Here is a 13,157-nt window from a genome sequence, read left to right as displayed (position 1 = left end):
TTACTTGTAGGAAACAGGCTTGCCAGCGGTGTCCACCACGGTGCCCCACTGCTTGCGAATCAGATCCTTCACGGACGTGGGCAGAGGAACGTATTCGAGATCGGCAGCGGTCTTGTCACCGTTGACGAAAGTCCAGTCGAAGAACTTCAGGGTGGCAGCGCCTTGGGCCGGCTTGTCCTGCGACTTCTGCAGCAGGATGAAGGTGGCGCCGCTGATCGGCCAGGCTTCCTTGCCAGCCTGGTTCGTCAGGATCTGGTAGAAGCTCTTGGCCCAGTCAGCGCTGGCAGCCGATGCCTTGAAGGCGTCGTCGTTGGGCTGCACGTAGGTGCCGGCAGCGTTCTGCAGGGCCACGTGCGACATCTTGTTCTGCTTGGCGTAGGCGTACTCCACGTAGCCGATCGAGTTGGGCAGGCGCTGCACGAAGGCCGACACGCCTTCGTTGCCCTTGCCGCCCGCGCCCGTGGGCCAGTTCACGGCGGTGCCTTCACCGACCTTGGACTTCCACTCGGCGTTCACCTTGGACAGGTAGTTCGTGAAGATGAAGCTGGTGCCGGAACCGTCGGCGCGGCGAACCACGGCGATGGCGGCGTCAGGCAGAGCCACGCCGGGGTTCAGGGCAGCGATGGCGCCGTCGTTCCACTTCTTGATCTTGCCCAGGTAGATGTCGCCCAGCACCTGGCCGTTCAGCTTGAGCTGGCCCGGGGTGATGCCTTTGACGTTGATCACGGGCACCACGCCACCGATCACGGTGGGGAACTGGACCAGGCCGTCCTTGGCCAGGTCTTCGTCCTTCAGGGGCATGTCGGAAGCACCGAAGTCCACGGTCTTGGCCTTGATCTGCTTCAGACCAGCGCCGGAGCCGACGGATTGGTAGTTGATGCGCACGCCGGTGGCCTTGTTGTAGGCATCAGCCCACTTGGAGTAGACGGGGGCCGGGAAGGTGGCGCCCGCGCCGGTCACGTCTTGGGCCATGGCAGCGGAAGCAGCCAGGGTGAGTGCAGCGGCCACAGCGGTACGGATCATGTGAAATTTCATTCTTCGCCTTTCAGGGGTCGAGTGACAACAAAGTTGGACGCTGCGGACTTTAGGCGTCGATTGTGACCATCTCATGACACGCCCCAGAAGCGTTGTCATAAAGCTTTCGGTGCATGGAAGGCGAATGACCCATTCAGAATGACGGAGGCGTCATTCTTATGACACATGACTGTCATGTGACAAGTCTAAGGTGTCCGCCAGTCCGCCAACAAAGCGGCTTGAACAACCTTCCATAGGAAAGTCCTTCCATGAACATGTCCTTGCGCCACCCCCTGGCCGCCGCCTGCCTGGCCCTGGCCACCCTGTCCATCTCCGGCCTGGCCCACGCTGCCGACACCGTGGTGTCCGTGGCCGCCCAGAGCCCGGAACTGTCCACGTTCTCCCGCCTGGTGAAACAAGCCGGTCTGGACAGCACCCTGAGCAGCGGTGCTTTCACCGTGTTCGCCCCCAGCGACGACGCCTTCAAGGCCGTGCCCGCCGACAAGCTGGACGCCCTGGCTAAGGATCCCGAGCAACTGAAGGCCTTGCTGACCTACCATGTGCTGTCGGGCAAGACCGCTGCCTCCGCCGTCGCGGAAAACAGCACCCCCGCCACCGTGAACGGCGCCAAGCTGGCCCTGTCGCGTGCTGGTGATTTCGTGACCGTGGACGATGCCATGGTCACCAAGGCCGACGTGGCCGCCGGCGACAGCGTGGTGCACGTGATCGACCGCGTGCTCACCCCGCCGAAGAAGTAATGCGTGTCCGGCCCGGGGCGGCCGCCGCGCCGGGCCACTCAGGACACCATCAGCCCCTCAGGGCCTGCGCCAGTTGCTCGCAACAGCGATCGGCCAGGCCCTGATCTTTTGCTTCGACCATGAGGCGCAGCAAGGGCTCCGTGCCGGAGGCGCGGATCAGCACCCGCCCCTTGCCCACCAGTTCCTGCTCCACGGCCGCCTGCGCGGCCTTGAGCGCCTCGCTGGACTTCCAATCCTGCTCCGGCTGCAGGCGCACGTTGATCAGGCGCTGCGGGAACAGTTGGACATCCTCCAGCCACTGCGCCATCGAGCGGCCACTGCGCACCACCGCTTGCAGCACCTGCAGGGCGCTGACGATGCCGTCACCCGTGGTGTGGCGGTCCAGCGCGATCAGGTGGCCCGAGCCCTCGCCGCCCAGTTGCCAGCCACGGCTGATCAGCTCTTCGAGCACATAGCGGTCACCCACCTTGGCGCGCACAAAAGGCACGCCACGGGCCTGCAGGGCCAGTTCGACCGCCATGTTGGTCATCAAGGTGCCCACGGCGCCCGGCACGGCTTCGCCGCGGCCCAGGCGATCGGCCACCATCATGTAGAGCACTTCATCGCCGTTGTAGAGGCGGCCTTGCTTGTCCACCAACTGCAGGCGGTCTGCATCACCGTCCAGCGCGATGCCGTAATCGGCGTGGTTGGCCTTCACGGCGCGGATCAGCGCCTCAGGGTGCGTGGCGCCGACACCTTCGTTGATGTTGAAACCATCGGGCGCGCAGCCGATGGCGTGCACCTCGGCGCCCAGTTCGTGGAACACGTGCGTGGCCACGTGGTAGGCGGCCCCATGGGCGCCATCGACCACCAGCTTCAGGCCCTTGAGCGACAAGGCGGAATCGAAGGTGCTCTTGCAGAACTCCACGTAGCGGCCGCGCGCATCGTCCAGGCGCTTGGCCTTGCCCAGTTCGCGCGAGGCCACCCAGGTGGGCGGCTGGTCCAGCGCGGCCTCCACGTCCAGCTCCCACTCGTCCGGCAGCTTCTCGCCCTTGGCGGAGAAGAACTTGATGCCGTTGTCCGCGAAGGGGTTGTGCGAAGCGCTGATCACCACACCCAGGTTCAGGCGCAGGGCACGCGTCAGGTAGGCCACGCCCGGGGTGGGCAGAGGGCCGGTCAGCAACACGTCGACACCGGCCGAGGCGAAGCCCGCCTCCAGCGCGGATTCAAGCATGTAGCCCGAAATGCGCGTGTCCTTGCCGATGAGCACCGTCGGGCGGCTTTCGGTGCGGCGCAGCACCTGCCCCACCGCATGGCCCAGGCGCAGCATGAAGTCAGGGGTGATGGGGGATTGGCCCACGGTGCCGCGAATGCCGTCCGTGCCGAAATACCGTCTGCTCATGGTGAACTCTTGTCGTTGTACGGGACACCCTGCCCCGAAAGGATGAAGGCGTGATTATCGCGTCGACGTCAACGCGCCACCGGCAGCCTGCCACACCGTCAGGGCATCCACCGTGGCGGCCACATCGTGCACCCGCACCACGCGGGCGCCATTGACCACCGAGGCCAGTGCGGCCGCCAGGCTGGCCGGCAGACGCTCGCCCACGGGGCGCCCTGTGACAGCGCCCAGCGTCGATTTGCGGGACCAGCCCACCAGCAAGGGCCTGCCCAGCGCCAACAGTTCGCCTTGCCGACGCAACAGATCCAGGTTCTGCTGCGGCGTCTTGCCAAAGCCGATGCCCGGGTCCAGCGTGATGCGCTCATCCGCCACGCCCAGGGCTTGCATCCGGGCCAGCCGCGCCTGCAGGTGGTCGGCCACCTCCAGCACCACGTCGTCGTAGTCGGTTTGCGACTGCATGGTGGCCGGATCACCGCGCATGTGCATCAGGCAGATGCCGCAAGCGGTGTGCGCCGCCACCACCTGTTCGCAGCCGGGGCCGGTCAAGGCATGCACATCGTTGATGATGTCCACGCCCAGGTCCAGTGCGCGTTGCATCAGCCCGGCCTTGCAGGTATCGACGGATACGGGCACGCCCAGCGTGATCGCCTGTGTGAGCACGGGTTGCAGCCGGCGCCATTCCTCGTCCGGATGCAGGATGTCGGCACCCGGGCGGGTCGATTCGCCGCCGATGTCCAGGATGTCCACGCCTTCCTTGATCAGGCGTTCGCAGTGCGCCAGGGCCCCGGCAACATCCGCATGCTGCCCGCCATCGGAGAAGGAGTCCGGCGTTACGTTGACGATGCCCATCACCTTCGGCAGGCTCAGATCGATGCAAAAGCGCGTGGTATGCCAGAACAAGGGGAGATATCAGGAGGCGACACAATGAAAAACGGGGCTTGTGCCCCGTTCTGGATGGACTGGCCAGCGATCAGACAGCGGCCGGTGCACCGTCCGTGCTCACCGGCGGCTTGGGGCCACCGCTGGGACGGTTGGACGGCTGCGTCCAATCCTTGGGAGGACGCGGATCGCGGCCGGCCATGATGTCGTCGATTTGGTCCGCGTCGATGGTTTCCCACTCGAGCAGGGCCTTGGCCATCGCGTGCATCTTGTCCTTGTTGTCCTCGATGAGCTTGCGCGCCAGGGCGTACTGCTCGTCGATGATCTTGCGGATCTGTTGGTCGACCTTCTGCATGGTCTCCTCGGACATGTTGGTCGTCTTGGTGATCGACCGGCCCAGGAAGACCTCGCCTTCGTTGTCGGCATAGACCATGGGGCCCAGCTCGTCGGTCATGCCGTAGCGGGTGACCATGTCGCGGGCGATGGCGGTGGCGCGCTCGAAGTCGTTGCTGGCGCCCGTCGTCATCTGGTCCATGAAGACTTCTTCAGCGATACGGCCGCCGAACAGCACCGAGATCGTGTCCAGCATGCGGATCTTGTCCATGCTGTAGCGATCACCCTCGGGCAACTGCATCGTCACGCCCAGCGCACGGCCGCGCGGAATGATGGTGACCTTGTGCACCGGGTCGGTCTTGGGCAGCAGGCGCGCGACCAGGGCATGACCGGCCTCGTGGTAAGCGGTGTTCTTGCGCTCTTCCTCGGGCATGACCATGGACTTGCGCTCGGGGCCCATCATGATCTTGTCCTTGGCCTTCTCGAAGTCCTGCATGTCGACCACGCGCGCATTGCGGCGGGCGGCAAACAGCGCGGCCTCGTTGACCAAGTTGGCCAGATCAGCACCAGAGAAGCCAGGGGTACCACGTGCCAGGATGTCGGCGCGGACGTCCTGGCCCACGGGCACCTTGCGGATGTGCACGTTCAGGATCTGCTCGCGGCCACGCACGTCAGGCAGCGTGACATAGACCTGGCGGTCGAAGCGGCCGGGGCGCAGCAGGGCCGGGTCGAGGATGTCCGGGCGGTTGGTGGCCGCCACCACGATCACGCCCAGGTTGGTCTCGAAACCGTCCATCTCGACCAGCATCTGGTTGAGGGTCTGCTCGCGCTCGTCGTTGCCGCCGCCCAGGCCCGCGCCACGATGGCGGCCCACGGCGTCGATTTCGTCGACGAAGATGATGCAGGGAGCGTTCTTCTTGGCCTGCTCGAACATGTCGCGCACGCGGGCTGCGCCCACGCCGACGAACATTTCAACGAAGTCGGAGCCGGAGATGGTGAAGAACGGCACCTTGGCTTCGCCCGCGATGGACTTGGCCAGCAGCGTCTTGCCGGTACCCGGAGGGCCGACCAGCAGCACACCACGGGGGATGCGGCCGCCCAGCTTCTGGAACTTCTGCGGATCGCGCAGGAAGTCGACGAGTTCCTTCACCTCTTCCTTGGCCTCGTCGCAACCGGCGACGTCGGCGAAGGTGATGGTGTTGTTGTTCTCGTCGAGCATGCGCGCGCGGCTCTTGCCGAAGCTGAACGCCCCGCCCTTGCCGCCGCCCTGCATCTGGCGCATGAAATAGATCCACACGCCGATCAGCAGCAGCATGGGGCCCCAGGACCACAGCAGGCTCATCAGCAGCGACGGCTCTTCGCGCGGCTTGACGTCGAACTTGACGCCGTTGTTGATCAGATCGCCGACCAAGCCGCGGTCCATCGCGGTGGCGGTGCTGCGCAGGCGTTTGTCGTCCGTGGTGACGGCCACGATCTCGGAGCCGCCCAAGCCTTCCTGGATGGTCACGCTCTTGATGCGTTTGGCGCGGACCTCTTCAAGGAAATCAGAGTAGCCGACCTGAGTGCCGCCGGACGTGCTGCGATCAAACTGCTTGAACACGGTGAACAGCACGAGTGCTACCACCAGCCAGACAGCGATCTTCGAAAACCATTGATTGTTGTTCACCGCGGCTCCTTCATAACCACCACCTGGGCGACCATTGCCCCGGTTGAATCCGACCCCGCTTCCTGAACGTGGAGGCGCCAGCCTTCGCGGTATGTGAGGATCATTCTAGAACAGTCAAGACCCGTCGAAGGGTTTCGCATGGTGTTACAAGCACGTGAACAGGGGCAAAAACGCCGGGGTTATGACCGTGATCGAGAAAATTCATCGGTTTCGGGCATCCGGCATGGGCTATCAGCGGGATTTCAGACCCATTCCCACCAGGAAAGTTTCGGAAGACTTGTCGCGCGATGCCTTGGGTTTGATGGGTTTCACAACACGGAAAGAGTTTTTGAACAGTTCGACGAGCTGGCTGTAACCACTGCCGTGGAACACCTTGCACACCAGGGCCCCCTGGGGTTTGAGGTGGTGTTGGCAGAAATCCACTGCCAGTTCGATCAGGTGCTCGATGCGGGCGGCGTCCGATGACTCGATGCCGCTCAGGTTGGGCGCCATGTCGGAAATCACGACATCCACCAGGCGATCACCCACCATATCCAGCAACTGGTGCAGCACCTCGTCCTCCCGGAAATCACCCTGGATAAAGGTCACACCTTCGATGGGCTCGAAATCCAGCAGGTCCAGCGCGATGATGGTGCCATTGAGTTCGCCCACGGCCGCGCCGCCAGCGCCCAAATCCTTCGGCGCGAACTTGCGGCGCACATACTGACTCCAGGCGCCGGGGGCAGCGCCCAGGTCCACCACCACCTGCCCGGGATGGATCAGGCGCAGGGTCTCGTCGATCTCTTTCAACTTGTAGGCCGCACGCGAGCGAAAGCCTTCCTTCTGTGCCAGGCGCACATAGGGATCGTTGACATGGTCATTCAGCCACGCCTTGTTGATCTTCTTGCTTTTGCTTTTAACTTTCATATGCCTCGATAATAGAGGGATGCCAGCGATTGAACTCACTACTGCCGAGCGCAAGGTCCACCGGGCCGACGCTCACCATCTTGATCCCGTCGTCATGATCGGGGGCGACGGCCTGACCCCCGCCGTGGTCAAGGAAGCCGATGCCGCGCTCAAGGCCCACGGCCTGATCAAGGTACGCGTGCTCGGCGATGACCGCGCCGTGCGCGAAGACATCTACGCCCAACTGTGCGACAAGCTCAGCGCCGCGCCCATCCAGCACATCGGCAAGCTGCTGGTGCTGTGGCGCCCCATCCCCGAGAAACAAGCCTCGGAGGACAAGGATGGCCGCAAGGGCTCAGGCGTGCGCGAGATCAAGCTCTTCAAATTCTCCAAGAACGGCTCTGGCCGGCCGGAGATCAAGAAGGTGCAGGTCAAGGGCAACGAGCGCGTCACCGCCGGCGGCCTGATCAAGCGCGCCAAGAAGCGCGTGGCCAGCACCAAGAAGTCGGGCTGATCAAGCAAGGCCCCACCACTCAGCACAAGCGGCCTGCACAGGCCGCTTTTTTCATGGCTGACCAGTCGTCGTCACGCTTGCGCAGGGGACGCGGCTGCCGAATCGTGCAAGGCGCCCAGCCGCCAGGCCAGGGTCAGCACCAGCAGGCCCTTGATCCAGAACAGCACCACCGAGATCCCGTGCAGCGCCCCGAAGGACAACTTGGTGGGCTGGCCGGCCTTGGCCGCCTGGATCATTGGCGTGATCGCGTAATGGCCGAACACCGTCAGGAACAGCGCGCCCAGGATGATCAGCAGCGGCCCGGACATCACGGAGAGCGTCTCGCCCGCCTCGATGCGGTCACGCACCCGGCCGCGCTCGGCCACGAACAGCACGATGGCGATCACCAGGCTCACCACGGCCTCAGTCGCGAAGATGCGCCCTGCCCCGGCACCCGCCAACGGGCGATCCAGCACGGCGAACAGGCTGGGCGCCGATACCGCGCCCACGCCGACGATGATGCCGGCCCAGATGCCCGCCAGCCAGGTCTCGAAACGCAAGGTGCGGTTGCTCATGGCCTGATCAGACGTAGCGGACCTTGATGACCTCGTAGTGGCGCACGCCACCGGGGGCCTGCACTGCGGCCACGTCACCGGCTTCCTTGCCGATCAGGGCGCGGGCGATGGGCGAGCTGATCGAGATCAGGCCTTGCTTGATGTCGGCTTCGTCGTCGCCCACCACCTGGTAGGTGACGGGATCACCGGATTCTTCCTCTTCCAGATCCACCGTGGCGCCGAACACCACGCGGCCACCCGCGTCCAGCGCGGCGGGGTCGATGATCTGGGCGGCCGACAGCTTGCCTTCGATCTCCTGGATGCGGCCTTCGATGAAGCCCTGCTTGTCCTTGGCGGCGTCGTACTCGGCGTTTTCCGACAGGTCACCCTGGGCGCGGGCCTCGGCGATGGCGATCACCACGGCCGGGCGTTCCACATGCTTGAGGCGCTGCAGTTCTTCCTTCAGCTTCTCGGCGCCGCGCTTGGTGATGGGAATGGTCGACATAGGCTCGTCTCTCGAAATTGGATGTCTCAAAAGGAAACGGAGCCGCTGCCCTGTGCCCACCGTGAGGGGTGAGTGCCGGGCGCGGCCCACGTCGTCTCAAGTGCCCCGGGGGTCAGCCCAGGGCGATGAGGTGCAGTTTAGTGCAGTTTGGCGTGCAGTTCCTGCAGCGAGTACACCACCAGATCGTCCTGGTGCTTGAGCGCCTCGACGGCGGCTTCACAGCCGGCCATGGTGGTGTAGTAGGTCACCCGGTTGGCCAGTGCTGCCTGACGGATGCTGCGCGAATCCGCGATGGCGGTGCGGGTTTCGTCCACCGTGGTGAACACCAGCTGGATCTCGCCAGCCTTGATGGCGTCCGCGATGTGCGGGCGGCCGTCCTTGACCTTGTTCACCGGCTTGACGGGGATGCCAGCGGCCGCGATGGCTGCGGCGGTGCCCTTGGTGGCCACGACGCTGAAGCCCAGCTCGACCAGGTCCTTGGCCACGCCAACAGCGCGTTGCTTGTCGCCGTCCTTGACGGAGATGCACACCGTGCCCTTGGTGGGCAGGCGCGAACCGGCGCCCAGTTGCGACTTCAGCATGGCTTCACCGAAGGTCTCGCCCACGCCCATCACCTCGCCGGTCGAACGCATTTCAGGGCCGAGGACAGGGTCCACACCAGGGAACTTGTTGAACGGGAAGACGGCTTCCTTGACGGTGAAGTAAGGCGGCACGACTTCGCGCGGGGCCTTGCCATCGGGCGACTTCTGCGTGGACAGCTTCTGGCCGGCCATGCAGCGCGCGGCGATCTTGGCCAGGGGCTGGCCGGTCGCCTTGGAGACGTAAGGCACCGTGCGCGATGCGCGCGGGTTCACTTCCAGCACGTAGACGGTGGCGTCGTTCAGGCCCTTGGTCACGTCGCCCTGGATGGCGAACTGCACGTTCATCAGGCCGACCACGTTGAGGGCCTTGGCCATCAGCGCGGTCTGGCGGCGCAGTTCGTTCTGCAGCTCGGCGCTCAGGGTGTACGGGGGCAGCGAACAGGCCGAGTCACCGGAGTGCACGCCGGCTTGCTCAATGTGCTCCATGATGCCGCCGATCATGGTGCCCTCGCCATCGGAGATGCAGTCCACGTCCACCTCGACCGCGTCGTTGAGGAAGCGGTCCAGCAGCACGGGCGACTTCTCGGAGACACGGACGGCCTCGCGCATGTAGCGCTCCAGGTCCTTGTCACCGTGCACGATTTCCATCGCGCGGCCACCCAGCACATAGCTCGGGCGCACGACCAGCGGGTAGCCGATCTCTTGCGCCAGCTGCAGCGCGGCCTCTTCGGTGCGCGCCGTGCGGTTGGGCGGCTGCTTGAGGCCCAGCGTGTGCAGCAGGGCCTGGAAGCGCTCGCGGTCTTCGGCGATGTCGATGCTGTCGGGCGTGGTGCCGATGATGGGCACGCCATTGGCTTCCAGATCCAATGCGAGCTTCAAAGGCGTCTGGCCGCCGTACTGCACGATCACACCGACCGGCTTTTCCTTGGCCACGATCTCAAGCACGTCTTCCAGCGTCACGGGCTCGAAGTACAGGCGGTCGGAGGTGTCGTAGTCGGTGGAGACGGTTTCGGGGTTGCAGTTGACCATGATGGTCTCGTAGCCATCTTCGCGCATGGCGAGGGCGGCGTGGACGCAGCAGTAGTCGAACTCGATGCCCTGGCCGATGCGGTTCGGGCCACCGCCCAGCACCATGATCTTCTTTTTGTCAGTCGGCTCGGCCTCGCACTCGCTGCCTTCGGCCTCGTAGCACGAGTACATGTAGGCGGTCTGCGTGGCGAACTCGGCTGCGCAGGTGTCCACGCGCTTGTAGACCGGGCGCACGTTCAGGGCATGGCGTGCCTTGCGCACGTCGTGCTGGCTGGTGCCCAGCAGCTTGGCCAGGCGGCGGTCCGAGAAGCCCTTCTGCTTCAGGTAGCGCAGCTCGGCGGCGGTCAGCGTGTCCAGCTTGCGGGCGCGCACGTCGGCTTCGACCTGCACGATCTGCTGGATCTGGGCCAGGAACCACGGGTCGATCTTCGTTTCTTCGAAGACCTCTTCCAGGCTCATGCCCAGGCGGAAGGCGTCGCCCAGGAACAGGATGCGGTCAGGACCGGGCTCGCCGATCTCTTGAACGATCTCTTCACGGTCGGTGGAGATTTCGCTCAAGCCGTCGATGCCGGTTTCCAGACCGCGCAGGGCCTTCTGGAACGATTCCTGGAAGGTACGGCCCATGGCCATCACTTCGCCCACGGACTTCATCTGCGTGGTGAGACGCGAGTCAGCAGCCGGGAACTTCTCGAAGGCGAAACGCGGGATCTTGGTGACCACGTAGTCGATCGAGGGCTCGAACGACGCGGGCGTGGCGCCGCCGGTGATGTCGTTCTTGAGCTCGTCCAGCGTGTAGCCGACCGACAGCTTGGCCGCGATCTTGGCGATCGGAAAGCCGGTGGCCTTGGAAGCCAGCGCCGACGAACGCGACACACGCGGGTTCATCTCGATCACGATCATCCGGCCGTTGTCCGGGTTGATCGAGAACTGCACGTTGGAGCCGCCGGTCTCGACGCCGATCTCGCGAAGAATGGCAATAGAAGCGTTGCGCAGCAGCTGATACTCGCGGTCGGTCAGCGTCTGGGCCGGGGCCACAGTGATCGAGTCGCCCGTGTGGATGCCCATCGGGTCCAGGTTCTCGATCGAGCACACGATGATGCAGTTGTCCGCCTTGTCGCGGACCACTTCCATCTCGTATTCCTTCCAGCCGATGAGCGACTCTTCGATCAGCAGCTCGTTGGTGGGCGACAGGTCGATGCCGCGCTTGCAGATCTCTTCGAACTCTTCGGGGTTGTAGGCAATGCCGCCGCCGGTGCCGCCCAGCGTGAAGCTGGGACGGATCACCATCGGGAAGCCCGAGCCGCCGATCTCGGCCTGGATGCGCTTTTGCACCGCCCAGGCTTCTTCCAGCGTGTGGGCGATGCCCGACTTGGCCGAGCCCAGGCCGATGGAAGTCATCGCGTCCTTGAACTTCAGGCGGTCTTCGGCCTTCTCGATCGCATGCTCGTTGGCACCGATCATCTCGACCTTGTACTTGTCGAGCACGCCATGCTTGTGCAGGTCGAGCGCGCAGTTCAGCGCGGTCTGGCCGCCCATCGTCGGGAGGATCGCGTCGGGGCGCTCCTTGGCGATGATGCGCTCGACCACCTGCCAGGTGATGGGCTCGATGTAGGTGACGTCCGCCGTGTTCGGGTCCGTCATGATGGTCGCAGGGTTGCTGTTGACCAGGATGACCTTGTAACCCTCTTCGCGCAGGGCCTTGCAGGCCTGGGCGCCGGAATAGTCGAACTCACAGGCCTGGCCGATGATGATCGGGCCGGCGCCGATGATGAGGATGCTCTTGATGTCTGTGCGCTTAGGCATTGTTCTTCTCCATCAATGCCACGAAGCGGTCGAACAGGTAGCTGATGTCATGCGGTCCGGGCGATGCTTCCGGGTGACCCTGGAAGCAGAAGGCGGGTTTGTCGGTGCGGGCCAGGCCCTGCAGCGTGCCGTCAAACAGCGACACGTGCGTGGCGCGCAGGTTGGCGGGCAGCGTTTTGGCATCGACCGCGAACCCGTGGTTCTGACTGGTGATGCTCACACGGCCGTTGTCCAGGTCCTTCACGGGGTGGTTGCCGCCGTGGTGGCCGAAAGGCATCTTGTAGGTCTTGGCGCCGGAGGCCAGGGCCATGATCTGGTGGCCCAGGCAGATGCCGAAGGTGGGGATGCCGGTCTCGATCAGCTCTTTCGCTGCGGCGATGGCGTAGTCGCAAGGTTCGGGGTCACCAGGGCCGTTGGACAGGAAGATGCCATCGGGCTTGTGCTTGAGCACATCGGCCGCGGGCGTCTTGGCCGGCACCAGGGTGACTTTGCAGCCGCGCTGGGCCAGCATGCGCAGGATGTTGAACTTGACGCCGAAGTCGTAGGCGACCACGTGGAAGCGCGGATTGGTCAGCGTGCCGAAGCCGGGGCGGCCTTCGAGCTGTTCGTTGTCCAGGCGCCACTCGGATTGCGTCCACTCGATGGTGTCGGCGCGGCTGACCACCTGGGCCAGATCCAGCCCGGCCATGCTGGGCGCGGCCTTGGCCTTGGCAACCGCATCGGCGATCACGGCCTCGGTGATGGCCTGACCGGCCGGCAAGCCGACGATCACGCCATTCTGGGCGCCCTTGGAGCGCAGCTGGCGGGTCAGCTGGCGGGTGTCGATGCCGGCCATGGCGACGGTGCCCTGCGACTGCAGGTACTGCGACAGCGTCTGGTTCTGGCGGAAGTTGGAGGCAAGGATCGGCAGATCCTTGATGATCAGACCAGCGGCATGGACTTTCGAGGCCTCGGTATCTTCAGCGTTGACGCCGTAGTTGCCGATGTGCGGATACGTCAGGGTGACGATCTGCTGGCAGTAGCTCGGGTCGGTGAGGATTTCCTGATAGCCGGTCAGCGAGGTGTTGAACACGACTTCGCCGACGGTGTGACCGGCGGCGCCGATCGAGACACCTTGAAAGACCGTGCCGTCTGCGAGGGCCAGAAGAGCTTGGGGCAGTACGGGCAGCACGGGGTTTTTCTCCGTTGTTGTGCGCGCCCAGCTCTGCCCTGACCGCCTCCCGCTTTTGATTCAACGCGATCGCCTGTTGCAGGATGGACACGGCGCGAATCCGTGTCC

The 13,157-nt window shown here is 64.5% G+C and carries 11 protein-coding genes; 2 read left to right on the top strand and 9 right to left on the bottom strand.

Annotated elements, in window-relative coordinates; genetic code table 11:
• The gene (gene pstS, locus WAQ08_RS20355) at nucleotides 1-1,035 is read right to left on the bottom strand and encodes a phosphate ABC transporter substrate-binding protein PstS (RefSeq protein ID WP_422194236.1); all 1,035 of its coding nucleotides are present in this window, start codon (nucleotides 1,033-1,035) and stop codon (nucleotides 1-3) included.
• A gap of 248 nt (nucleotides 1,036-1,283) precedes the next feature.
• Between pstS and WAQ08_RS20350 the strand changes: the two genes are divergently transcribed.
• Nucleotides 1,284-1,772, top strand: a complete 489-nt coding sequence (locus tag WAQ08_RS20350; protein WP_422194235.1) for a fasciclin domain-containing protein — start codon at nucleotides 1,284-1,286, stop codon at nucleotides 1,770-1,772.
• Between the two features lie 49 nt (nucleotides 1,773-1,821).
• On the opposite strand, the gene glmM is transcribed toward WAQ08_RS20350, so the two are convergent.
• The 4 genes from glmM to WAQ08_RS20330 form a co-directional block, all read right to left on the bottom strand.
• A complete protein-coding gene (gene glmM, locus WAQ08_RS20345) occupies nucleotides 1,822-3,153 on the bottom strand; it encodes a phosphoglucosamine mutase (protein WP_422194233.1) in 1,332 nt (443 codons plus the stop codon).
• Between the two features lie 54 nt (nucleotides 3,154-3,207).
• Nucleotides 3,208-4,050 carry a dihydropteroate synthase gene (gene folP, locus WAQ08_RS20340; RefSeq protein ID WP_422194232.1) on the bottom strand — a complete coding sequence of 281 codons (843 nt, stop codon included), beginning with the start codon at nucleotides 4,048-4,050 and terminating at the stop codon, nucleotides 3,208-3,210.
• 70 nt (nucleotides 4,051-4,120) lie between these two features.
• Nucleotides 4,121-6,028 (bottom strand): ATP-dependent zinc metalloprotease FtsH, encoded by a 1,908-nt coding sequence (ftsH, locus tag WAQ08_RS20335; protein WP_422194230.1) that lies wholly within the window; start codon nucleotides 6,026-6,028, stop codon nucleotides 4,121-4,123.
• A 231-nt stretch (nucleotides 6,029-6,259) separates the two neighbouring features.
• A complete protein-coding gene (locus WAQ08_RS20330; protein WP_422194229.1) occupies nucleotides 6,260-6,934 on the bottom strand; it encodes an RlmE family RNA methyltransferase in 675 nt (224 codons plus the stop codon).
• Nucleotides 6,935-6,953: 19 nt separating this feature from the next.
• Between WAQ08_RS20330 and WAQ08_RS20325 the strand changes: the two genes are divergently transcribed.
• On the top strand, nucleotides 6,954-7,427 hold the full coding sequence (locus tag WAQ08_RS20325) for a YhbY family RNA-binding protein (RefSeq protein ID WP_422194227.1): 474 nt from the start codon (nucleotides 6,954-6,956) through the stop codon (nucleotides 7,425-7,427).
• A 71-nt stretch (nucleotides 7,428-7,498) separates the two neighbouring features.
• Here the strand turns inward: WAQ08_RS20325 and WAQ08_RS20320 are convergent, their stop codons facing one another.
• The 4 genes from WAQ08_RS20320 to carA form a co-directional block, all read right to left on the bottom strand.
• The gene (locus WAQ08_RS20320; protein ID WP_422194226.1) at nucleotides 7,499-7,981 is read right to left on the bottom strand and encodes a DUF4149 domain-containing protein; all 483 of its coding nucleotides are present in this window, start codon (nucleotides 7,979-7,981) and stop codon (nucleotides 7,499-7,501) included.
• A gap of 7 nt (nucleotides 7,982-7,988) precedes the next feature.
• Nucleotides 7,989-8,465, bottom strand: coding sequence for a transcription elongation factor GreA (gene greA / locus WAQ08_RS20315; RefSeq protein WP_422194224.1), 477 nt, complete (start codon nucleotides 8,463-8,465; stop codon nucleotides 7,989-7,991).
• A gap of 137 nt (nucleotides 8,466-8,602) precedes the next feature.
• On the bottom strand, nucleotides 8,603-11,878 hold the full coding sequence (gene carB, locus WAQ08_RS20310; RefSeq protein WP_422194222.1) for a carbamoyl-phosphate synthase large subunit: 3,276 nt from the start codon (nucleotides 11,876-11,878) through the stop codon (nucleotides 8,603-8,605).
• Nucleotides 11,871-13,049: a glutamine-hydrolyzing carbamoyl-phosphate synthase small subunit gene (carA, locus tag WAQ08_RS20305; protein WP_422194220.1), complete on the bottom strand. Its 1,179-nt coding sequence runs from the start codon at nucleotides 13,047-13,049 to the stop codon at nucleotides 11,871-11,873. The genes carB and carA overlap by 8 nt, the downstream gene beginning before the upstream one ends.
• Between the last annotated feature and the right edge of the window lie 108 nt (nucleotides 13,050-13,157).

It is taken from the genome of Aquabacterium sp., assembly GCF_049274795.1.
Classification (GTDB): Bacteria; Pseudomonadota; Gammaproteobacteria; order Burkholderiales; family Burkholderiaceae_C; genus Aquabacterium.
The sequence above is the reverse complement of the archived record's forward strand: the minus strand, read 5'-3'. Positions and strand labels throughout refer to the sequence as shown.